Raw genomic sequence first — 23,704 nt, 5'->3', positions numbered from 1 at the left:
GTCAGCCTCTTAACGACGTCACGTTTCCAGGTAATGGACGGTACTGCATTCGCGCAGGCGGGCAGCTGCCTGCTCGGGCGTAATATCTCGCTGAGCTTCGGCGAGCATTTCGTAGCCGACCATAAACTTTTTGATGTCTTTACTCCGCAGCAGTGGCGGAAAGAAAATAGCGTGCAACTGCCAATGGCGGTTGTCCTGACCATTGAAGGGATTCGCTCTCCAGCCCATGGAGTACGGAAAACTGCACTGGAACAGATTGTCATACCGGGTCAGGCTGATCTTCATGATTTGGCTTAGGGACACTTGTTGCGCCTGAGTCAATCCGGAGAAGTCCTGAACGGGAAAGCGCGGGAGGATCATGATCTCAAACGGCCAGCACGCCCAAAACGGCACCACGACAACCCAGTCATTGTTTTTGTCGACGACGCGCTGCTCTTGTTCCAGCTCAAGCGCGGCGTAGTCCAACAACAGCTTGGAGCCGTGTTTATCCCAATAGGCTTTCAAGTTCCGGTCGATTTTTTCCGCTTCGGTGGGCAATTGATCCTGTGCCCAAATTTGCCCGTGAGGGTGCGGGTTGGAGCAGCCCATGACCGCCCCTTTGTTCTCGAAAACCTGAACCCAGACGTACTGGCGAGACAACTCGTCCACCTGGGTTCGCCAGGTGTCAATCACCCACTCGATGTCTTCGGGGGCCAACTGAGGCAGGCTTTTGGAATGGTCTGGCGAGAAGCAGATCACTCGCGACTCGCCGCGAGCGGGCTCGTACCGAACCAGATCCCCTTGCTCGCCCGCCTCCTCCGGCGGGTCCGCGATCAATGCCGGAAAGTCATTCTGAAATACGTAGGTATGGGTGTACGCGGCATTCACATCGCCGGTTATGCGCGTGTTTCCCGGGCACAGGTAGCACTTTTCATCATAACTCTTGGCATCCGAGCGCTCGGCGCTTTCCGTCTGGCCTTGCCAGGGGCGCTTACTCCTGTGAGGCGATACCAGAACCCACTCCCCCAACAACGGGTTGAAGCGGCGGTGACTCTTGTCGTTCAGTAAACTCATAGTGGCGATGACCTACCTCAGCAAATCGGTTGACGTAAACGGGCCACCGCTGTGGCCCGGCCCTTGGGCTTTCTGGTTTATCTAGGACTCACTGGTGCGGTACCCCTGAGGGTTACGCTTCTGCCAGCGCCAAGTGTCTTCCATCATCTGTTTCAGGTCCCGCCGGGTGCGCCAGCCTAACTGCTCCCAGGCAAGTTCGGGGTCGGCGAAGCACTGGGCGATATCTCCAGGGCGCCGGGGAGCCAGCTCGTAAGGGATTTCAAGGCCACTGGCCTCAGAGAACGCCTTTACGACTTCCAACACGGAATAGCCAGTACCGGTACCGAGGTTGTAGACCCGGCACTCTGGTGCGACTTGAAACAGCTGCTCTAGGGCCGCGACATGCCCAGCGGCTAAATCCACAACGTGGATGTAATCTCTCACGCCGGTGCCATCGCGGGTGTCGTAATCGCTTCCAAAGACTTTCAAGTAGGGCAGATTTCCCACCGCCACCTGAGCAATGAAGGGCACCAGATTATTGGGGATACCCGCTGGGTCTTCCCCGATCAGGCCGGACTCATGCGCCCCGACAGGGTTAAAGTAGCGCAGCAGCGTGGTGTTCCACTGGGCGTCGGGTGCGGCGGACATATCTCTGAGAATGTCTTCAACGATCAACTTGGTCCGACCGTAGGGGTTGGTAACCTGACAGGGGAAGGTTTCTTTGATCGGTACCGAGGCCGGGTCACCGTAGACGGTCGCAGAGGAGCTGAAAATCAGTTTCCGAACATTGTGCTGCTCCATTACCCGAAACAGCGTGATTGAACCGCCCACATTATTGCCGTGGTATTCCAGCGGCAAGGTCGTGGACTCTCCTACCGCCTTGAGACCGGCAAAGTGCATCACTGCCTTGATGTCATGGGCGGCGAAGACCTCTCCCAGGCGTTGCTCGTCCCGAATATCCACGGCGTAAACCGGGGGACGAACACCGGTGATCTGAGTCACCCTATCCAGCGCCACCTCATGGCTGTTGGAATAATTATCGACCACAACCGGCGTGAATCCGGCCTCAATCAGGGAAACGCACACATGGCTCCCAATATATCCGGCCCCACCGGTGACAAGCACTTGCTGCTGCTCAGGCATAAATCCCCCAACTCGCCATATTTGTATATTGTATGCAATATACTCGGTGTATCCGCCCAGCACAAGCGGTCAGGAGGGACAACTCAAGGGCGAACCGCAACAATATGACACTTTTGAGGGGAGGCTGACAGGTTTCCTCAGCCCCACCAGGACAAACAGGAATGCCTAAAGAAGCGATCAGGACTCCGCCGGAGATTGCTCTTCCACATCGGCCAGTGCCAGATCGGTCACTTTGCCCTGATACTTCTTGGGGGTAACACCGAACTGCTGTTTAAAGAGTGCAATAAAGTGGGACGGGCTGGAGAAGTCGAGCTCGTAGGCAATATTGGTGACGGACAGGCGGCTCTGGCTGAGCATTCTGGCAGCACTGTAGAGCCGGTGACGAATGCTGTATTCTGTGTAACTGTAGCGGAACACACTCTTGAACAGCCGAGAAAAATAGGAGGGTGACAGGTTGCACTTGGCGGCCGCCTCCTTCAGTGGCAGCGAGACGCTGCGGCTGTGACGAAAGAGGTTGATCACGGGCATCAACCGCTCATAGCCGACGGTTCGCTGTATCGGTAGCGTATGCGGCGGCTTGACCGGGTATGTCGCATCGGCCACCCAATATAAAAGGAGTTTCAGCAACCATTGGGATTTCTCACTTTGGGGGCTCTCCTGATAGCTCTTCAGCAACCACTGCACCAACTGCTTAATGTCGGGTATCGCCTTTTGGTTCGGCCTCAGGTGCATACCGTACTGGAAAAACGAGCCCACGGTCGCCATATCGGGCTCTTCCAAAAGACTCGGCAGAAACTGAATGATGTACCAGGACTTGGGGCGCTCCGAGAGTTCAAAGTCGTGAGTTTCCAGAGCGGGCGTAAAGACAATGTCCGAATCATTCAGGGTCGACTCGCCCTGGTTATAAAAAAACGCGCCTTCGATATCCTGAAACACGATGAGCTCATGCACTTCGTGGAAGTGCATGAAGCAGGAGTATGGGTCCCCCTGGTTATAGACCACGTGATGCACTTCGAAATTAAAGCCCTTTTGAATACAAAAAGGTTCACAGTAGATATTGCTTGGCTTCATTTTAGTAGCCTCTTAGGCTGGCGCAAGGCTCGCCCTCGTCATCCAAGAGCGCAAAAATATGACATTAATGACCCTTTTACCGAAAGTCAACGCGCTTGAATGAAGTTACACTGACACTTTTACCCAAAGGGAGAGGCTATGATTGACTGTAAGGCACTGGTGTCTGACGGGCGCGGGCAATTCACTCTCAAAACGGTTCAGGTCGGTGAGCCGGGCCCCGGCGAGGTTCGAATAAAGCTTAAATCATCGGGCATCTGTCACACGGACTGGGACTCTATCCAGAACTGGGACCGGTCGTTTATCGTGGGCCACGAGGGCGCGGGCGCGGTGGAGGCGGTGGGCACCGGCGTGACCACTTGTGCCGTGGGGGACCGGGTTCTGCTGAACTGGGCCATTCCTTGTGGCGCCTGTTTTCAGTGCCGGGAGGGCAACCCCCACATCTGTGAGAACCACTCTCCGGTCTGCTCCGGCTCCCTGGCCGGCCACGCCCACCCGGAAGCCTGCCAACTGGAGGGTAAACCGCTCGAGCGCTCCTTCCATTTGGGCACCATGTCCGAGTACACGGTCGTTAGAGAGCAGGCCGTCACCCCGCTGAACGCCGCCGTGCCATTCAATACCGCCTCCATCATTGCCTGTGGCGTCATGACCGGCTGGGGTTCTGCAGTCAATGCGGCGAACGTCCGGGCGGGCTCCAGCGTCTGTGTGATCGGTTGTGGCGGCGTCGGCCTGAATGTCATCCAGGCCGCAGCGCTGTCAGGGGCTGCCCGGGTCATCGCCATTGACATCAGCGAGGAACGCCTGACCCAGGCACGCCAATTCGGTGCCACCCACACGGTGCTCTCCGACCCTAAAGACACCGACTTCGACGGCGTTCTGCAAGACGTGCTGGCCCTGAATGACGGCCGCGGCGCCGATTACGCGTTCGAATGCACGGCGGTACCCGCGCTGGGCTCGGCCCCGCTGAAGTTGATCCGCAGTGCAGGCACAGCAGTGCAGGCCAGCGGGATCGAGCAACGGATCGATTTTGATTGCGAACTGTTCGAGTGGGACAAGATTTACATTAACCCCCTGTACGGCCAATGCAGTCCGACCCGGGACTTTCCCCGCATTTTCGACCTCTACGCCGCTGGCAAGCTGAAGCTGGACGAGCTGATTACGCGCACTTATACCCTGGAGTCCGCTGCCCAGGGGTTCGATGACATGCTGAACGGCCGCCTAGCCAAGGGCGTCATCGTTATTGATGATGCGCTGTGACACTCACCGCCAACGTTAAAACCACGCACAGGAGCCGCCATGAGCCTTCAGCAAATCGAGCAGTCCGACCCCAAGTACACCCAGGAGGGCTTGAGCCTCTTGACGGTGCACTCCTCCGCGCTCAAAGGGCGCGGCAATATCGCCTGCTACAACGCGTTTAGCGACGCGCTCGATATCCCCATCGTGATCCTGCTCCACGGGGTCTACGGAAACCATTGGGTCTGGATGAACCTGGGGGGCGTTGACCGGGTCTACGATCGCCTGCGGGCAAGCGCCGATATTGGCGAGATGCTCCTGGTCATGCCGGAGGACGGCAGCTATTACGCCGGTTCGGGCTACCTGCCATTGAGCCACGGACCGAATGCCGAGCGTTGGATCGTCGAGGATTGCCTGGAGGCGGTTATACGCTCGATTCCCTGTGTGTCCGAGCGCTCCAATGTGTACATCAGCGGACTTTCCATGGGGGGCTATGGCGCCCTGCGACTGGGGGCCAAGTACCCGGGCCGGTTCAAGGGCATCTCGGCTCATTCGGCCATTACCCGGTTGGACGAAATGGCACTTTTCGTGGATGAGGATTTAAGCCTGTACCAGTGTGGGCACCCCAAGGAGGCCGACCTGCGCTATTGGACGCAGGAAAATCTGCACCAGCTCCCGCCAATCCGCCTTGACTGCGGAGAGGATGACGATTTACGTCGCGGGAATGTAGAGTACTCACGATTGTTGGATCAGCTCGGCAAAACGCACGACTTCCAGCTGCTCACCGGGAGGCATGAGTGGCCATACTGGCACAAAGTGGTTGAACACACCTTCCGTTTTGTAAATGACCTTGAATATATATGATTTATATAATTTAGTCCTATGATATGTTCACAATAGACATTTGGCTTGCCGTCAATTACAATTGTACACAATCGACCACCAACACGATAAGCCTATGTTCAACAGCCCAGTCATCTCCGTCAAAGATCAAATCGCCGACCAGCTTCGCTCCGATATTATATCCGGAGAGCTGGCACCAAGCTCAAAACTCAGCGAGCAGACACTTTCTGAACGCTTTGGTGTGTCTCGCGGCCCGATTCGGGAAGTACTGCTGCAACTGACCAAAGAAGGTCTATTGGTTTCCAAGAGCAACTGTGGCGTATCGGTCAATAGCGCTCTCAGCTCAAGTATGCAGAAGTTAATGATTGATATTCGTCGGAAGATTGAAACCTTTGCACTGTCAAACCTCAAAGGCGCCCTCAATGACGAGGACTTCAAGAACCTGGATACCATTCTGGATCGTATTCAGACAGCCTTCACCCAGGAAGACTTTACCGAAGTCACCAAGGCGGATATCGATTTTCACCGCTATCTGGTGTTTAAGGCCGGCGGTGCCGAGTTGGTCAACCTGTGGTACCCGATCGTGCTGCGCATGCGCATGAACTACAAGCGTCTGTCCACGCCCAAAGAGTGTGTTCAGGAGCACCAGGCCATCGCCGACGCGCTGAAAGCAGACGACCTGGAAATGGCCAAAAAGTGCTTGCTGGCCAATATTAAATAGGGCTGAATCGTTCCGCCCTCATGTTCGGCCGGCCTCTGCCGGCCCTCTCCTGCTCGACCGCCCCGTTAAACTCCGCCCCCACCCTGTATTTTGTTGACAATTTTCCAACATTGTGGAATTCTCAGGATACACTGATAACAAATTTGAGCCCTTGGGTATGAAGACGGCCGCTCACTAAAGAGCGGCGCTTCGGGGCCAGAACCAAAAGGTTTCCGCTATGGCTTCGTTGGTCCAATCCATCGTGGTGGTGGGAGGTGGGACCGCCGGCTGGCTGACCGCCGGACTCATTGCCGCTGAGCATCAGAGCCGCATCCAGCAACGAGCACTGACGATCACCCTTTGTGAATCCCCCTCCGTGCCGACCGTAGGCGTCGGCGAAGGCACCTGGCCGACCATGCGTGGGACTTTGCAAAAACTGGGTTTTTCAGAAACCGAGTTCGTGCGCCGTTGCCACGCGAGCTTTAAGCAGGGCTCGCGCTTTGACCGCTGGAACGAAGACACAGCGTCGGATGTGTACTACCACCCCTTTGCGGTTCCCGAAGGCCTGTCCGAGGTCAATCTCGCTGATTTTTATTGCATCGAAAAACCGTCCCAATCCTTCGCGGCATTGATATCGGCTCAGGTTTCATTGTGCGAGCGGGGCCTGGCACCGAAACAGATCACTCACCCCGAATTTTCAGGTGCGGTGAACTACGGCTATCACCTGGATGCGGGCGCTTTCACCCAGCTATTGCGGGAGCACTGCATCGAGACGCTCGGTATTCGACACTTGTGGGATGACGTTGTTGCCGCACCTCTCGGTGAGGATGGCGCCATCACTCATATTCAGACCAAAGCACACGGCGACATTTTGGCAGACCTCTTTGTCGACTGCACCGGCTTTCGTTCATTTCTGCTGGGTGAACAACTGCAAGTGCCGTTTCAACCCTGCAACGACGTGCTGATGACCGACGCGGCGATCACCGCCCATGTGGCGTACCCCTCACCCCAGGCACCGATTGCTGGCTACACGCGCTCCACGGCTCAAGAAGCCGGCTGGATTTGGGACATCGGTCTGCAGAATCGCCGCGGCGTTGGCCACGTCTACGCGAATGACTATCTATCAACCGAAAAAGCCGTTGATCAATTCAAAGCCTATATCGCCGCGTCGGGCGCAAAGGTTGCGGACCAGGACATTCGAGACATCCGCTTTCAGGCAGGCAGGCGGGCGCGGTTCTGGCACAAGAACTGTGTCGCCGTCGGTCTGTCCGCCGGCTTTCTCGAGCCGCTGGAAGCCTCCGCCATGGTCATGATTGAGCTGTCCGCAGAGGCCATTGCCGAGCAGCTACCGAGCGTCACCGCCGATATCCCCATCGCGGCGAAGCACTACAACGACACCTTTGATTACCACTGGCAACGCACAGTCGAGTTCCTGAAGTTGCACTATGTTCTCAGCAGGCGCCAAACGCCTTTCTGGGAGGACAACCGTCACCCGGACAGTATTCCCGCGCGCCTCGCCGACCTGCTGGCACTCTGGACCCATCGCGCCCCCAGGAACAGCGACTTCGAGCGTCGGAGCGAGCTGTTTCAAGCCATCAGCTATCAATACATTCTGTACGGGATGGCGTTCCCCACCGCTACGGTTCGAACGTTGAGCCATAGACAAGCTCACCTGGCGGACACTGTGATGGCCAGAAACCAGAAAATGATTCATGGGCTGACGGAAACATTGCCCGCCCATCGCGACCTCCTCGAGAAAATTCATAAATACGGCCTCGCTAGCATCTAGCGGCACTGGAGCATTGTATGACCTCACCCCAATACGTCCCTCTCGATGAAAAAAAACATCGCCACTTAACCCTCAATACGGCGCCCCGCCTGCAGGCGCTGACACAAAAAGACACAGCGTTTATTGTGCTTGAGGAGGTAGTCCCGCTCGCCAATGAGTACCCGCTATTCATTACCAAAAACCCCACCACGGGCCAATTCCAATTGGTTGCCCTCCTGGGGTTGGATAAACGTCAAAACCTGTTTATTGAGAACGGCCAGTGGCAAGCGTTTTTTCTGCCGATGGAATGCACAACCTACCCTTTCCGGCTCTACCTCCCGGAAGCGGACAGTAGCGACCGTGGGCTCATTACCCTGGACCCCAACCATCCGTCGTTCAGCAATGAGGGCGGCACCGCACTATTCACCCCCTCGGGAGAGCCCAGCCCCATGCTCACGCGCATTCAACAATGCTTTGCATCGCTGATGCAGGGGACCGAGGCAACCCAGCGCTTCTTAACCGAGGTACAGCACCACCAACTGCTCGAACCTGTTACCATTGAGTACGAAAACCCAGCGGGCGACAAAGTCAGCCTCACTGGGTTTTATCAGATCGATGAAGCCGCATTGGCCGGGCTCGATCCGGAGCCACTCAAGTCGCTTCATGACAGTGGCGCTCTACGCACCTGTTACGCCCTCTTGAACGCCCGCACCCATATCGAAAAGCTCGCTCACTGGCTCACGCGAACGCACCGCCAGTAGTCTGAAGCCGGCGCTCCCCAGAGAGCATATTTATGATGCTTTCTGGTGGTTTCACCCTATAACTGCGCCGCAGAGAACCATAATATGACAGATAGCAGCCAGGAACCCGGCAAAGGAAATCCTGGCTTAAAACGATGCTATCGACTTTGGAGGCCCACTTATGAGTCAGTCAGATCATCCCGACCCGTTCAAAGAGGCTCGCACGAACACCGGCGTTCAGGAAATTGATGATCAGAATGACCCGGTCGCCATGGTGTTGCGACTCAAGGATGTTCGCAAGTGTGCTCGTAACTGGGAAACCTACTCCTCTCAAGCCAGAGCAGGACGTATTGTGGTTCCCTCCGAAGTGAATATTCGCGATATTCGTCAGGTGCCATTCGAGCTGGACCCCCCACTCCACGGTGAGTTTCGCCAGATTATGGACCCCTGGTTCAAACGCCCCCTGGAAGAGGGCTACCAGAACGCATTGAGAGAGCAGATTCGCACGCTGATTCAAGCGGCCAATAACAGCGACGCCGTCGAGGCCGTTCACGACTTTTCCCTGCCGCTTCAATCCCGCGCCCTGACCCTGTTGCTCAATGTGCCCTTTGAGGAGGCGGAAACCTACATCAGTTGGGGTACCCACGTGTTCCGCAGTGAGGACAACCCCCTCGATGCCGGAAAGGCCCAGGTGTTGTACGACTACATCGACCAGAAAATGGACGAGGCCGAAGCCAACCCCGGGGACGACCTGTTCTCCGTGCTGCTGGCGTCCACCGTCGAAGGCCGTCCCGTCACTCGGGAAGAAGTGATGGGCGCAATCGTGCTGACCTTTGCGGGTGGCCGGGACACGGTCATCAACATGGTCACCAATACCCTGGCCTACCTGGCGGACCACCCGGAAGCGCTGGAGCGATTAAGAAGCGAGCCGGAGATCCACCGGCGTGCCATCGAAGAACTCATTCGTTACTTCTCGCCCCTGACCCATATGGGCCGTGTGGCGACCGAAGAGAGCAGCGTATGCGAACACGCGGTGAAAAAAGATTCGAGAATTTCCTTATGCTGGGCATCAGCCAACCGGGACGACACCGTCTTTGAAAGGCCCAACGAAGTGGTGCTCGACCGCAAGGTGAACCCGCATATCAGCTTTGGTTTTGGGCACCACAACTGCCTGGGCGCCACTCACGCCCGCACCATCCTCAAAATCTTGATTGAAGAGCTATGCGAAAACGTAGGGCGTATCCAGATCAAGGACCAAGAAGAGAACATTGAACACTGGGGTCCGTTCGACCGAAAAGTGGGCTACAACAACATTCAACTCGCGTTTGATGCTCTGACGTCATAAACACTATAACCGACAAACCGATTACGACTGTATCAGGTGACTTTTATGGCAAAGATTACCTTTATTACCCAAGACAACGACACCATTACCGCAGAAGCCACCACAGGCACGGTTATGGAGCTGGCCGTCGACAACGGTGTGCAAGGTATTGACGGGGACTGCGGCGGCGTTTGCTCCTGTGCGACCTGCCATGTACACGTCCGCCCGGAAGACTTCGAGAAAACCGGTGGTCCCAATGACATTGAGAAAGACATGCTTGAGCTGGACGATGAAGTCTCCGAATACAGCCGGCTGACCTGCCAGCTGGACGTGTCTGAAGCACTGGATGGTATCATTCTCAAGGTGGCGCACTAACCATGGCCTATTCCTCCGAACAAGAGGCCGTCTGTGTCATCGTTGGTGCCAGCCACGGCGGTGTCAATAGCGCCTTTGCGCTGAGAAAAGAAGGGTGGACCGGACGCATCATACTAGTCGACAAAGATGACGCTCTACCGTATCACCGGCCACCGCTGTCAAAGGCATTTTTGACCTCGGACGACGGTATCAACAGCATCCTTCTCAAGCCTGAAAGCGCTTACCACAATAACAACATTGAATTGATGCTCGGCGTGACGGTGGCATCTATTGATCGCGGCCGAAAAACACTGCTGCTGGATAACGGCGAGACACTGGCCTACTCAAAACTGATTCTGGCCGTGGGGGCTTCGCCCATTATCCCGCCCATTCAGGGTATTGATACTACGGCCGCTGTGCTCCCTCTCAGAACCGCCACGGACGTTCATCACATCAAGGCCGCCGTTGCACCACCCCAGGGCAAACGTGCCGTGGTGATCGGGGGTGGTTACATCGGGCTCGAAGCGGCCGCTTCTCTCACCCAAATGGGGGTTTCAGTTACCGTTATTGAGCGGGAAGATCGGGTGCTGGCGCGAGTGACCAGTCCGGAGTTGTCCACTTTCTTCGAGCAGCTACACCGCGACAACAACGTCACCATTCAAACACAGAAAAACGTCGTCTCACTCGGCGAAGTGGACGGTAGCCCATGCGTCATGTGTGAGGACGGCGAGGAATACCAGGCCGATGTGGTTATCATCGGGGTGGGTATTGTCGTCAATATTGAGCTGGCTGAAGAGGCGGGCCTGGACATTGAAAACGGCATTGCGGTCGATGCCCATGCCCGGACCAGTGATCCGGATATTTACGCGATCGGCGACTGTACCTTCCACCACAACCCCCGCTACGACCGCAAGGTACGCCTGGAGTCAGTACAGAATGCCATAGATCAAGGCAAAATTGCGGCGGCGGCCATTGCGGGAAAGCCACGTAACTACGACAGCATTCCGTGGTTCTGGTCCGACCAGTACGACGTGAAACTCCAAATTGTGGGGTTGTCCGCCGGTTATGACAATATCGTCACCCGCACGGAAGGCGAAAGTTCGCCGCCCCGGCTTTCGGTATGGTATTTCCGCGGCGAGCAACTTCTCTCTGTCGATGCCGTCAACCAACCCAAAGCCTACGTTATCGGCACCAAGCTGATTAAAGAGGGGCGGCCCGTGAACAAAGAAACGTTAGCCAACCCCTCAGAAGAGCTCTCCCTCAGTAACCTGGCCGTGTAAGGCCAGGTATGTGAAGGAATTCTGATCAATCTTCAAACAGAAGACCCGGCAAATACAACGCTATCTCGGGCACGAAAACCAGTAATAACAACACCCCGAACAGTGGCACGAGAAAGGGCAGCGTCGCACGCACACATTCTTCGAACGGCGTTCTGGATACCTTTGCCAATACATAAAGAACCATGCCAACGGGTGGCGTCAGTAACCCAATCATCAGATTGAGCACGAACACCACCCCAAGGTGAACCGGATCAATGCCCACAGCCATCGCGACAGGTAGCACCAGCGGTGCGAGAATTGTAATCGCGGCGATCGTTTCCATGAAGAAACCGACCACAAAGACAATTGCCATAATCAGCAGCAGAACGGCAGTCTTGTCGCTGGTCATGGCCAACAAGCCACTGGCGAGCCCATCCGCGACTTGATTCGCTGTGAGTACCCAGGCGAACAACGCCGCCGAAGCAACGATCATGAGCACGGACGCGGTTGTCTCAACCGTTGCCACCATGGCGTCCAGGATCGCCCGCCAACGTAGTGTCCTGAACAAGACACAACCCACTAGCGTAGTGAATGCCACCGCGGCAATGGCCGCTTCGGTCGGCGTAAAAACCCCACATACGATACCGCCGACAATGATGATCGGCGTCAATAGTGGCAAAATCGCGGATTTGGCAGCACGCAGCGCGAATCGCGTCGAAAACGCCGCCTCGCGCCGAAAGCCGCGGCGGACCGCCGTGACATGCACCATTACCATCAGCGCGATCGCCATGATCAGTCCGGGCAGCAAACCCGCTGCAAACAACTTACCGATCGACACCTCGGCGACCACGCCGTAAACAATCAGTGGTAACGACGGGGGGATGATCGGTCCGATCGTCGATGAGGCCGCCGTAACACCCACGGAAAAACCACGCTCATAGCCGGCATCGCGCATGGCTTTGATCTCGACGGCGCCGAGACCGCCAGCATCGGCAACGGCGGCACCTGACATTCCGGCAAATACGACGCTGGCACCGATGTTGACATGGCCCAGGCCACCCGGAGCCCAGCCAACGAGCGCGCGCGCAAAAGTGAATATGCGCTCGGTAAAGCCCGCGGCATTCATCAGGTGCCCAGCAAGAATGAAAAACGGAATGGCACTCAGCGTAAAGCTGTCGAGTCCATTGATCATGGTATGAGCGGCAGCAACCCCGGCGATGCCCTCGCTGAGAAAATACGCCAGCGATGACAGACCCAGTGCGACATAAACCGGCGCCCCGGAAAGAATCAACGCAAACAGAAGCACCAGTACAAGTAGCAATATCATCATACGGCGTCCTCGTTCCCGGCACTTTTATCGATTTCGCTCAGGATCTCACGGCTACTTAGACAAGCTCGCTGGATGAGACGCCATACCGAAACGACTGTGGTAGAAAACAGCGCTGCTGCAACGAACCAGTAGACGATACTCTTTGGCAGGTCGACCGAAATCATACGCCGGTCTGCTTCAATCGAGAGCCAGACGGCAAGCAGCGTCAGCACCGCATGAAACACGACGCTGACGAGATCTACCATAATCGCCAGCGGTTTTATACTGGCCAGGGACACGCGACGGTAGATGACCTCAAGAAAAATGTGTTCGCCTTTCCGAAGCGCGGTAGTCGAACCGGCGTAGGCCACACCTATTAACAGGTACCTGGCAATTTCCTCTGTCCAGGCGACGCTGTCATTGAGGACGTACCTCGACAGGAACTGCAATAGCACAATGGCGGCGAGAGCCACAAATAACGCTAATGCAGGCCAGTCGATCCAGTGGATTCGGGCAGCCGGCCTACTATTCATGGTTTCGCAAGCTCCCTCAGTCGCGTCAGGTAAGACGCATCGAATGGATAGGCATGGTCATCAAAATAGGCGTCGACAGCCTTTCGAAACGCGTCTCGATCCACCTCAGTGACAGTCAGGCCCTTATCTACAAACCACTCGACCAGCTCAACCTCGTCGGCCGCAATCTCCTCAGAGGCCCGCCGCGCCGCTCTGTCCGCTACGTCCTTGAGCAACGCTGCGTCCTCTTCGCCGAGCTCATCGAGAGTCCGGTGCGACACGAGAGTCAGCAGTGAGGGAGCTATATGCCCTGTCAGATTGATGTGCGACTGTACTTCGTAAAAGCGCTTTAACCGGATGGTTGTCAGCGGGTTTTCCTGAGCGTCGATCACGCCCTGCTGCAATGCGAGATAAACCTCCGAAAATGGCATCGGAGCTGCGTTGGCACGCGTCGCTCTAGGTAAGATCAGATACATTGGCGCATTCGGTACGCGAATTTTCAGGCCCCGCATGTCATCCGGGTGCAAAATCGGCTTGTTTGCGGTGACATGCCGGAAACCGTAATAGGTCAGCCCTATGACTTCCGTGTCCGTTGCCCGGCCGAACGCTGTCGCCATTTCCTCAAACAACGACGAGTCGCGGTATGCCTGCCAATGTTCAAAATTATCGATGGCATACGGAAAATCAGACAGTGCAATCGGCGGATACTCGTTCGCGACGAGTGAAGCGCCAGTATAGATAATGTCAATGGCACACAGCGCCAGTGACTCGTTGATGGCGCTTTCCTTTCCCAGTGCCGAGGCCGGATAGACACGCACACGATAACGGCCATTGGTCCGCTCTTCGAACTCCCTGGCCGCTATAAGCGTCTGTTGATGAAACGGCGAACTGATTTCATAAACATGTGCCCAACGCAGCGTCCGCGTGCCCTCGACACGCCAGAGAATAATCAGTAGCAGAGTCACCGCGACTGTCGTGCACAGAATCAGAGCAGCGCGGTATTGGCGCATCATAAGCCAGACCTCCAGGTGGAAGTGTCGCAACAAGGCCGTGTAGCCCTGGTTACAGCGACACCTCCAACGGCCAACCGTCAAACTGTGAATCTTTTTTCAGGTCAGCCTGCCAGGGCCAGCACTCAAACACGACTCGCTGCTTACGAGTATTCACTCGAACCAGTCCGTAGCCTTCGCTTTTCAGGCGATGGTCAAACAAGAATTTTCCCCAACTGTCATTACCCTCCTCAAAAGTCGCGTGGGACACTCTCGGGTTGGCCACGGCCAACACCCGCATCTTGTTGCCAAAGGTATCAACAAAATGGCCGGTATTGGGGTCGCCATTTCTCGGGTTTTCCAACTTTCCATAGCCCTCAAACCAGCGCTGCCAAAACGCGGCCGCTGCGGGCCCAGAGAAAAACAGGGGGCCGTCCTCGTAATCATCTACGCCCTGAACGCACATCATTCCCAGGTGCTGGTCACCAGAGAGCACGATCGCACCGGCTTTCTGAACCAACTGCAGTGCCCGCCGACGCCCATCGGGTGGATAGCCATTGGCATCGTAGTCCAACAGCGGATTCCCGTGCTCGTCTGTTTGAGGAGAACCCCAAACCGAGGCGGTCAACACCATTTTTGGTAATTCCGGGTGGGTCTCCTCCCACTCTGCCAGAAAAAGCTCCTGTCGCTCTCCCAACAGTTCGCCTTTCACAGTCAACGGATCAGCTTCGTAGTCGGGGGGAGATTTAAACTTACGATCTTCCAGGAAGGCGAAGTTCACACCGCCATAGATAAACGAACCGTAGCTGACGGGAATTCCCCCTTCGATCGGGGTGGGGTCATAGCCATCCGGGTTGTGGCCACACTGAACCCGATAGACCATCCGCACCAGGTCAATTTCGTGTTTGAAACCGCCGTCTTCCTCGGCATCGCCACCGGAGACACCGCCCTGCCCCCAGAGGTTGCCCTGGAGAATATCGTGGTCATCCACCAACACAATAGACGGTTTATGCCGTATCGAATCGCGGAAGGTCCAGTACCACAGGTACCAGCGATATAGAGTGTCCAACTTCGCATCCGGGGTATCACGGCCCACTCGAGTGGGATATGTCTCGTAATATTGATCATCACAAAACACAAACAGGTCCGGGTCATGCGTCTGGCAATTCGACACCAGTTCCCGGTGCGGAAACAGAATGTTGTCCGGCGTGTAACGCCCCAGCGTTCGCTCCTGGGGAATGGCCGGTTTGTAAAAACCATCATTCAGGCTTTTTGCGGTTGGCAAAATACAGGAAAACAGCGCAATATTCAGGGGATGTTCGCCACCGGAATCAGCCGCTATGCTCCCTTCAAACAGCGGGGATGGCTGGGACTCTGGGAAGGTGATTCGGTAGTCGTAACCCTCCGAAGAGGCCCAGTCATCGCGGCGAAACCGGGCGATATAGCCGTCTTCGATTCGAGCGGTGTCGATTCGCTGCCAATCGCCACCTTTTTTACGCTTCACTTCAAGGCAAGCTGTAGGGTGAGCGTCGGTTGACAGGGGCATGAACTGTGCCGTCAACTTCAGCGTCTTGCCATTAAGAGAGTACATGCACCCCATGACTGGTCCCAACGCATTTACATCCGCTTCGGTCACTTTTTTGCCACCGGTTTGAACATCCTTGAACCACCAACGGGCCCCTGCCGCGCCCTCCTCTCCCGAAGGAGAGGACACCAGCATGACGCCGCCTTCCAGCTCGTGGGGCAAGACTCCTGTACGGACCACAAAGCCAAGTTCTTGCTCACTTTCAGCATCAAACGCGACCAGTCGCACATCGAAGCGCCCACCGGGAACCGGATCGATATGGCAGTCCAACACGATCTCCCGTTCACCCACGGGTGCGCCCTGAATTGCTCGCTCTCGAACAATGGCCTCATACGCCAGAGGATGGGCGTGATCACTGAAGTCCCGGAACCCCAAGCCTCCGTTGGTATCCAGGGTGGCCATGAAGCCACCACCGACTCCGGAAAACCGCTGCGCCAAAGAGGACGAGCGATAATCCAGCTTACCACCGCCGACACCCAGCAACAGCCCACAAAAACCACCGGCGACGGGGTCCAACGTCCCTACCGTTACCCGGATTCTGGCGGGCTCGTGACGGTTATTGAGCGAACGTGTCAGCAGAGAAACCGTGCGGCACTCAAAGTGTTGATCGCCGCGAAGACATTCGATGCGTCCGTTTCGCGACTGCCAATCCTGCAGACGATTACCCCAGAAGTCAGGCCCGAGCCAGGTCTGTTGTTGAGAGGGAATTGACGCTGCCAGCGGCCGCACAGATGTCAGCCTTTCGCGTTTAGCCGCCGCAAGCGCCGCTGCACTTGGGAGGGCCATGGCCGCTCCCAGGCTGACCGAAGCCGCCTTAATAAAGTCTCGTCTTTTCATGTTATTAATCTTCTCTGAGAGTTACTTCGCGTCAAAACGTCGCTGATAAAGAGATTCACCAATCTCCTTCGCCGCTTCCACCATCTCCGGATAGGGCGTATCGGTCACATCGACAAAGCCGACGTTGTAGTTTTCCCCGTCGTAAGCGCGTCCGGTAATCGGCGAATCCATATACTGGAACCAATGCCCCCCCACAAAGTACGGGTTGTCGATCAGAGACTTCATATAGTCCTTATACATCCGGGCACGATCTTGCTGACTGGAAGCGTGGATCAGGCCCGGGTGAAACAGTCCGCGATCCGTAGCGCCGATGTGCCATTCGCCAATAATGCTTGGCATATCAATGTCTTCCAGAAACTCCCATTTGATCTTGGTCAGGCCTTCTTTGTACGCGTTGTAACTGACAACATCGACATACTTAGCGGCGGATCGAACCACTTCGATAGGCATCCCCCAATCCGGCAACCGAGAGCCCAGGTACAGGTGGTTAGGCATATGCTCTTCCAACGACTGGTCCACAATCCGGTAGTATTCGGACGCATAGAGTTCCAACATGGAGGAGTAGTCCTCGCGCTGGGCCGCCGTAATCTCTTTCGGATCGAAGCCGGCGGCAAACGCTTCCCAGCTTTCCAGGTCAATATCCCAAGCGGCGTTAAGCGCCTCAATATTTTCGTACTGTTCACGCATCGCACGGGTAAATGCTCGCTTGGTAGGCACGCTCTCGGCGTCTCGGCCCAAGGTGTTGATCACAATGCCATAGCGAAGCTGGTCAGACTCGGGGCGACCAAAACTCATTTCGTTATCGATAAAGACCCCAACGGCCCAGGGGCTACCCTGCACTTCCCGAGCTACCTGTGCGGCGGTGGCATTGGCACGCTCGGAAAACACTGGATCAAATACATCCGGCAACGGGCCCCAGAAATCATTGCCGCTCGATACGGTTTTGTAGTCGCCGATAATCCAACCGTTGGCGAAGTACGGGATTTTCTCATTGTCGTAGAACTGCGGATCGGTCCAGTTGCCCAGAGAAGTAAATCCCCAGTTCAGCATGCGTGCGATGGTGACTCGCTCCCAGTCCTTCAAGAAGGAGTTCGGCTTCTCCTCGCCGTACTTACGCTCCAAGTTAGCCTGGTAGAAACTGTAGGTCTCACCATGGTCGAGGGGGCCGGAATGAGCACCACGGCGGTAGCTGTAATGATTGGCCAGCTCATGATCGAAATCCGGCAACCACTTGAACATATTTGCACGTATTTCCGATGCGACAAAACGAGTTGCTTTGGCTTCATCTCTCACGGAGATCATACCAATCGAGTCTTCCGGGGTCAGTTCGTCTTTATCCCGTTTCTTTATCAAATCCTGATCATAATCATAGCCGGTCATGGTCGTGGTATTTGACAGCCGAATGATATCCAGACCAGTCGCGAAATACAGATAACCTTCCGGATCAACCAAAGACCATTTACCATTGTACTTCTCGGTACGGAAATACCCGGTGGACTCCAGCTTCGGACCATTTTTCCAGCCTCCGAACTTGGAGCGACCCGACATCATGCCCTCTTTAAGTGAAGCGATCTCTTCCTTGCGGCGCTGAATCAGCTCACCCTCGGACTTAACTTTTCCCGGGTAGTCGGCTTTGGCATTCTGACCAAACCGGTCTACTATTCCCACCAGAAAGTCCTTCTTCATGGGAGGGTTGGACTCCAGCCGAATATCGTCAATCAAGACCTTTTTATCGAACAAAGCCCCTTTAACGCTTAAGCTGATTTTAGTGATCTTGGCGGTGTTGAGCTGTTGAGTGCCCCACATCCAGACGAACATTTCATCCTCTGATTCCCAAGTGGGCGGATTAGACCTCAAGCCCGAGGAGAAGTTTAGCTCGGTATCGTCATCGTCATAGGTACCTTCGATATCGTGACCGGACATCTTGGCGTAGTAGGTCTTGAAATCACCCACTGGTACATTCACGCTTCTGGTGAACACCTTACCATCCGCGTCTTCCACGTTCAGGTAAATCTGCGTCGAGTGCTCACCGACACTTTTCATGTCCATCCTCAGGTTGAAGCTCTCGTATTGGCTCCAGTCCCAGGGGGATTCCGGCTCGAAGGTCACGCCGGCATAGCTGCTTTCGCTGGCTTTAAACTCAACCGAGAGCACGTTTCCTTCCTTGGGGCCGGGTCGAATCGCGAGATTGGCACTACTTGACTTTACGCTGCTTTTGACTCCCTCTTCAAAGTCATACAACACTTCCAGAAGATTCGCTTGGGGCTTGGAGTCTGTCTCAAGTTTTTTCGTGTCGGAATCGCAGGCTACGAGTGCCAGGGAACAGATCAGGACTGAGATACTTTTATTAATCGTAAGGAGTCTCATCGTAAACCACTTTATTCTAGTTAAACAAAAAGCCAGTTAAGGTACCGTAACTGGCGTCAAATACAGCTTATTGTAATGAAGTCAATTTTGCTCAGAGCGGTTGTTTTGGTCCGAACGACGTCTTCCCGCTTGTCGTTCATGGCGGGGAGACGTCGAACCAATTTACTCCTGAAAGTAAACCGTTTTCTTTTCGAGGTACTGTTCAAGGCCATAGCGACCGTCCTCACCACCGGCACCACTGAGTTTCCAACCGTTGTGGAATCCTTGATGCTGTTCGCCGATCCCACGGTTGACATAGACCTCACCGCTTTCGACTTCATCAATGTACCGATGGATATAGTTCAAGTTATTGGTAAAGATATACGTAGACAGACCATAGATACTGTCATTTGAGTAGGTGATAGCCTCGTCAATGCTGGAGATTTTCACCACCGGTAGAATCGGGCCGAAAGTTTCCTCGTGAACGAGCACGTTGTCCTGCTTGACATCGCCCAAAACGGTCGGCTGATACCAATGACCATTTGGAAACGCCTTCACTTCTGCAACGCCTCCACCGGTTAGCACCTTGGCGCCCTGCTCTACGCCCTCTTTCACCAGCTTGTCGATGTTTTCAATTTCCCGGGCATTCACCTTGGGACCCATGGTCGTTTCCGGGTCCATCGGGTCGCCCAGTTTGATCGACTCCACCATTGGAACCAGCTTTTCGAGAAACCGGTCGTACAGGCTCTCATGCACATACACCCGCTCAGCACAGGTGCATACCTGACCACAGTTACTGAAACGCGTTGTGAAGGTTTCTTCTACTGCCTTATCAAGATCGGCATCCTCCATAATGATCAAAGGCGCCTTACCACCCAGTTCGAGCATAACCGGCGTGAGGAGGTCCGCACTGGTGCGGGAAATGATCTGCCCCGCCCGGGTGCTGCCGGTCATGGTAATCAGCTTGGTCAAGGGGCTTTCGCACAAATGCTGTCCCACAACAGAGCCATGACCGTTGACAATGTTCAGAACGCCGGCAGGAATGCCCGCCTCGTTCGCAATGTCACCCAGCGCCAATGTTGCCAAAGGCGTCTCCTGGGTCGGTTTCACCACAATGGAGTTCCCGGTCACCAACGCCGGGCCGATTTTCCGGCCAGCCAGCGCCAGCGGGAAGTTCCAGGCGGTAATCGCGACCACCACGCCACGCGGCACTTTGTGAATATAAATTTTCTCACCCGGACGATCAGAGGGAAGGATATCCCCCTCGATCGTCAGCGCGTTGTCGCAGGCATATTCTATGAAGGTGCAGGTCGCCTCAACTTCGGCTTCTGCTACGGAGAGCAGCTTGCCCTGCTCCGCCACCAGAAGCTTCGCCAGGCTCTGCTTTTTGCCTCGAATGCCTTGCGCAAACGCACGAAGGATTGACGCACGCTCACGAGCGGTCAGCTTGGCCCACTGTTTTTGACCCTGGCTGGCAGAATCAAGCGCGCTCTGAGCGTCTTCTTTGGTTCCTCCCGGAACCTCACCGACCACGTCACCCGTGGTTGGGTTATAGACTTTGATGGTCGAGTCTGAGCTGGACGCTACGTACTTTCCGCCAATGAAGTTGAGATTGTTCTTAATCATGAGATCATCTTCCCATCCAACCGCCGTCAACGAGAACGACGCTGCCATTCATATAATCGGATGCTGTGGAAGCCAGGAAGACTACCGGTCCCTTGAAGTCTTCCGGCTCACCCCAGCGCCCCTGAGGGATGCGTGCCAGAATGGCGTCGGCCCGCTCTTTGTTGTCACGCAGCGCTTGGGTGTTGTCCGTTGCAATATAGCCCGGCGCAATGGCGTTGATATTGACCCCTTTGGGGCCCCATTCGTTTGAAAGCGCTTTGGCCACCTGGGCAATCGCCCCCTTGCTGGCGGCATACCCCGGGACGGTAATCCCGCCTTGGAAGGTCAGCAGCGAAGCTGTGAAGATAATCTTGCCGTAGCCATTACCGACCATCTCTTTGCCAATCTCCCGGCTCAGAATGAACTGGGCGTTGAGGTTCACTTCGATCACCTCGTCCCAGATGTCATCGCCGTGATCGGTCGCCGGCTCCCGGCGGATCGTTCCCGCGTTGTTCACGAGAATGTCAATTTTCGGATAATCGCTCTTGACCGACTTGATGAAGGCGTACAGGTTCTCGCGATTGGAGAAGTCGCACTGATAGGCCGAGAACTTTCTGCCTTTATCGGTAACCTCTTTCTCCACCTCGGAGCCGGAGGATTCCAGAGTCGCGGACACACCGATAATATCGGCTCCGGCTTCGGCCAAAGCTACAGCCATAGCCTTGCCAATACCCCGTCTACAGCCGGTTACCAGGGCAACGCTTCCTTCCAGGTTAAACATGTCGTTCATTGAACGCCTCCACAGTTGATCAGAGATTTCATACCTTCGGGGTTTGCATCGATATTGGCGAACGCTTCGTCGATCTCATCCAACGGAGAGACTGAGGTAATAAACCGATCAATATCGATCTTTCCGGAGGAAATCATATCGATAGCCTGGTCGAAATCCTCGGCCTCATAGACGCGAGCGCCAACCAGCTCCAGCTCTTTCCAGAAGAAGTGGAAGAGGTTGACCAGAGGCTTTTCCGCGTGAATCGCCACCATGCAGATGCGGCCACGTACCGACGCGATCTGGGTCATGGTTTCTACGGCGGCCTGAACACCGCTTACCTCAAAGACGACATCCGCACCTTTGCCGTTCGTCCAAGCTTTGACTTTCTCTTCTATGTCTTCTTCTTTGGGGTTTACCGTCTCAAATCCCAGCTCTTCAGAGAACTTCAGGCGTGCCGGATTGAGCTCTGACACCATCACTTCGGCACCAATGCCCTTAGCGACCGCTGCCACCAGCTGACCGATCGGGCCACCACCAAGCACCACGGCCTTTTCACCGGTTTTCAGTCTCGCGCGAGCCACATCGTGGCAGGCAACCGACAGCGGCTCCACCAGAGCGCCTTGCTGCAAGGAGACGTTCTCGGGAAGGCGATGGAGCGTTCTGGCCTTCACGGTCCAGTAGTTCTGGAAGGACCCTGGCGTATCAATGCCCATAAACTTAAGGTTGTGGCAGATGTGTGAATGTCCCGCATCACATGCCGGGCATTCTCCACAATAGTCCAGCGGACGCACGACAACCCGTTCGCCCGGCTTGTAGTCAGTGACGCCCTCACCAACTTCATCCACGACACCGGACACTTCGTGGCCAGTCGTCTGGGGAATGGACACTCGCTTATCCATTACGCCGTGATAGATGTGCATATCAGTTCCGCAGATACCGGTATAACCGACTTTCAAGCACACTTCACCGGCACCGGGTGCGACTCTTTCGCCCTCGACGATGGTGAATTTTTTGTTTCCTGCGTATTGAGAAGCTTTCATGGGACACCTCTGTTTAAAAAGCTTGAATGAGATGCTTGCGCAGAAGGTCGTGATCAAACTCTACACCGGTGCCGGGAATATCCGGCGCCACGGCACGACCGTTCTCAAGTTTCAAGGGGTGGGTGGTGTAGGCGTCGATCGGGAAGGAGTGAACTTCCAGGTAGCCCGCATTGGGTTGTGACGCCATGAGAGAAACGTGCAGCTCATGCATTCCGTGGCTGCAGACCGGGAGGTTGAACGCCTGTGCCAAGTCCGCCACCTTCAGCCAACCGGTGATACCACCGATATTGGAGGCGTCAGGCTGAAGAAACCCAAGCCTGGCCTGAGAGACCGCGTAGGTAAACTCGTGAATGGTGTGAAGGTTTTCACCCATGGCCAACGCAATAGACGTTGATTGAGCGATACGAGCATATCCTTCGTAATCGTCAGGAATAGTAGGCTCTTCAAACCAGGTAATATCTTGATCAACAATGGAGTTAGAGAAGCGCACTGCTCCCTCCACTGTCATGGAATAGTTGGCATCGACCATGAATCCGCGACTGGGGCCGATCAAATTGCGGACAGCCCTAACTCGATCAACATCTTCGCGGGAGTCCGCTTTGCCAACTTTTATCTTGACCGCATCAAAACCGCGATCCAGATAACCTTTGATGTTTTCCAGCAACCGGTCCTTGGAAAAATTAAGATCAATTCCGCCCGCATAACAACGGGTAGTGTTATTCACCCCTCCGGCCACTTTCCACAAGGGCAGCCCCAGCCGTTTGCACCTCAGATCCCATAAAGCAATGTCAATCGCTGACTGAGCGAAACTGACCAAGCCTCCGCGCCCCACATAGTGCAGTTTCCACTGCACTTTTTCCCAAATCGACAGAATTTCAGAAGAGTCGAGCCCTACAAGGCCTGGCGCCAACTCATCCTTCAACAAAGAATAAATAGCTCGACCGCCGGTGCCACCAGTATACGTGTAGCCGACTCCCTCCCGGCCATCACCACAAGCAATACGACAAATAACCAGCTCGAAATGAGTATGATCCCCATGCTTTGCATCAGCGAGCACCTCTTCCAACGGTACCCGGTAGTACTCGATTCTTACATCAACGATTTCAGATGCGGCGCGCGACTCACACCCTGGAACAACATCAAGCTTGTTCATTATCGGTCTCTCTTATTGATACAACGGTCTTTACGACGACTGTAGGCTCGAATTTGCATATTGTCAACAATATTACAATGTTTAATGCATTC

General features: G+C 55.3%; 20 protein-coding genes. 8 read left to right on the top strand and 12 right to left on the bottom strand.

The window, feature by feature from the left end; all coding sequences use genetic code 11:
* Positions 1 to 18: 18 nt before the first annotated feature.
* From AAE484_RS10150 to AAE484_RS10140, 3 genes are all read right to left on the bottom strand, one after another.
* Entirely contained in the window at positions 19 to 1,053 is a 1,035-nt protein-coding gene (locus tag AAE484_RS10150) for a UDP-glucose--hexose-1-phosphate uridylyltransferase (protein WP_341938272.1), read from the bottom strand.
* Between the two features lie 81 nt (positions 1,054 to 1,134).
* Positions 1,135 to 2,175, bottom strand: a complete 1,041-nt coding sequence (gene galE, locus AAE484_RS10145; protein ID WP_341938271.1) for a UDP-glucose 4-epimerase GalE — start codon at positions 2,173 to 2,175, stop codon at positions 1,135 to 1,137.
* Positions 2,176 to 2,352: 177 nt separating this feature from the next.
* The gene (locus tag AAE484_RS10140; protein ID WP_341938270.1) at positions 2,353 to 3,246 is read right to left on the bottom strand and encodes an AraC family transcriptional regulator; all 894 of its coding nucleotides are present in this window, start codon (positions 3,244 to 3,246) and stop codon (positions 2,353 to 2,355) included.
* Between the two features lie 138 nt (positions 3,247 to 3,384).
* Here AAE484_RS10140 and AAE484_RS10135 point away from each other — a divergent pair, with 138 nt between their 5' ends.
* The 8 genes from AAE484_RS10135 (at position 3,385) to AAE484_RS10100 (ending at position 11,485) form a co-directional block, all read left to right on the top strand.
* Complete coding sequence (locus tag AAE484_RS10135; protein ID WP_341938269.1) at positions 3,385 to 4,500, top strand: Zn-dependent alcohol dehydrogenase; 1,116 nt, start codon at positions 3,385 to 3,387, stop codon at positions 4,498 to 4,500.
* Between the two features lie 39 nt (positions 4,501 to 4,539).
* The gene (locus AAE484_RS10130) at positions 4,540 to 5,340 is read left to right on the top strand and encodes an alpha/beta hydrolase (protein WP_341938268.1); all 801 of its coding nucleotides are present in this window, start codon (positions 4,540 to 4,542) and stop codon (positions 5,338 to 5,340) included.
* Between the two features lie 94 nt (positions 5,341 to 5,434).
* Entirely contained in the window at positions 5,435 to 6,040 is a 606-nt protein-coding gene (locus tag AAE484_RS10125; protein WP_341938267.1) for a GntR family transcriptional regulator, read from the top strand.
* A 217-nt stretch (positions 6,041 to 6,257) separates the two neighbouring features.
* On the top strand, positions 6,258 to 7,808 hold the full coding sequence (locus AAE484_RS10120; RefSeq protein WP_341938266.1) for a tryptophan halogenase family protein: 1,551 nt from the start codon (positions 6,258 to 6,260) through the stop codon (positions 7,806 to 7,808).
* Positions 7,809 to 7,825: 17 nt separating this feature from the next.
* Complete coding sequence (locus tag AAE484_RS10115) at positions 7,826 to 8,548, top strand: SapC family protein (RefSeq protein ID WP_341938265.1); 723 nt, start codon at positions 7,826 to 7,828, stop codon at positions 8,546 to 8,548.
* Positions 8,549 to 8,708: 160 nt separating this feature from the next.
* Positions 8,709 to 9,872, top strand: coding sequence for a cytochrome P450 (locus AAE484_RS10110; protein ID WP_341938264.1), 1,164 nt, complete (start codon positions 8,709 to 8,711; stop codon positions 9,870 to 9,872).
* A 45-nt stretch (positions 9,873 to 9,917) separates the two neighbouring features.
* Positions 9,918 to 10,226 (top strand): 2Fe-2S iron-sulfur cluster-binding protein, encoded by a 309-nt coding sequence (locus AAE484_RS10105; RefSeq protein WP_341938263.1) that lies wholly within the window; start codon positions 9,918 to 9,920, stop codon positions 10,224 to 10,226.
* Between the two features lie 2 nt (positions 10,227 to 10,228).
* Entirely contained in the window at positions 10,229 to 11,485 is a 1,257-nt protein-coding gene (locus AAE484_RS10100; RefSeq protein WP_341938262.1) for an NAD(P)/FAD-dependent oxidoreductase, read from the top strand.
* Positions 11,486 to 11,510: 25 nt separating this feature from the next.
* On the opposite strand, the gene AAE484_RS10095 is transcribed toward AAE484_RS10100, so the two are convergent.
* The 9 genes from AAE484_RS10095 to AAE484_RS10055 all read right to left on the bottom strand — a co-directional run bounded on the left by AAE484_RS10095 (position 11,511) and on the right by AAE484_RS10055 (position 23,612).
* A complete protein-coding gene (locus tag AAE484_RS10095; RefSeq protein ID WP_341938260.1) occupies positions 11,511 to 12,794 on the bottom strand; it encodes a TRAP transporter large permease in 1,284 nt (427 codons plus the stop codon).
* Complete coding sequence (locus AAE484_RS10090) at positions 12,791 to 13,306, bottom strand: TRAP transporter small permease (RefSeq protein ID WP_341938259.1); 516 nt, start codon at positions 13,304 to 13,306, stop codon at positions 12,791 to 12,793. Before AAE484_RS10090 ends, AAE484_RS10095 begins: the two co-directional genes overlap by 4 nt.
* On the bottom strand, positions 13,303 to 14,298 hold the full coding sequence (locus AAE484_RS10085) for a sialic acid TRAP transporter substrate-binding protein SiaP (protein ID WP_341938258.1): 996 nt from the start codon (positions 14,296 to 14,298) through the stop codon (positions 13,303 to 13,305). Before AAE484_RS10085 ends, AAE484_RS10090 begins: the two co-directional genes overlap by 4 nt.
* A gap of 49 nt (positions 14,299 to 14,347) precedes the next feature.
* Positions 14,348 to 16,696 carry an alkaline phosphatase D family protein gene (locus AAE484_RS10080; RefSeq protein WP_341938257.1) on the bottom strand — a complete coding sequence of 783 codons (2,349 nt, stop codon included), beginning with the start codon at positions 16,694 to 16,696 and terminating at the stop codon, positions 14,348 to 14,350.
* A gap of 21 nt (positions 16,697 to 16,717) precedes the next feature.
* The gene (locus AAE484_RS10075) at positions 16,718 to 19,063 is read right to left on the bottom strand and encodes an agarase (protein ID WP_341938256.1); all 2,346 of its coding nucleotides are present in this window, start codon (positions 19,061 to 19,063) and stop codon (positions 16,718 to 16,720) included.
* A 162-nt stretch (positions 19,064 to 19,225) separates the two neighbouring features.
* Complete coding sequence (gene aldA / locus AAE484_RS10070; protein WP_341938255.1) at positions 19,226 to 20,668, bottom strand: aldehyde dehydrogenase; 1,443 nt, start codon at positions 20,666 to 20,668, stop codon at positions 19,226 to 19,228.
* Between the two features lie 4 nt (positions 20,669 to 20,672).
* Entirely contained in the window at positions 20,673 to 21,437 is a 765-nt protein-coding gene (locus AAE484_RS10065) for an SDR family oxidoreductase (protein ID WP_341938254.1), read from the bottom strand.
* Complete coding sequence (locus tag AAE484_RS10060; protein WP_341938253.1) at positions 21,434 to 22,459, bottom strand: zinc-dependent alcohol dehydrogenase; 1,026 nt, start codon at positions 22,457 to 22,459, stop codon at positions 21,434 to 21,436. The genes AAE484_RS10065 and AAE484_RS10060 overlap by 4 nt, the downstream gene beginning before the upstream one ends.
* Positions 22,460 to 22,472: 13 nt before the next feature.
* Positions 22,473 to 23,612, bottom strand: coding sequence for a mandelate racemase/muconate lactonizing enzyme family protein (locus tag AAE484_RS10055; RefSeq protein WP_341938252.1), 1,140 nt, complete (start codon positions 23,610 to 23,612; stop codon positions 22,473 to 22,475).
* Between the last annotated feature and the right edge of the window lie 92 nt (positions 23,613 to 23,704).

The organism is Marinimicrobium sp. C2-29, assembly GCF_038419845.1.
In the GTDB taxonomy this organism is placed as follows: Bacteria; Pseudomonadota; Gammaproteobacteria; order Pseudomonadales; family Cellvibrionaceae; genus Marinimicrobium.
Note: the sequence above shows the minus strand (reverse complement) of the source record. Positions and strands in the feature narration are given on the sequence as shown.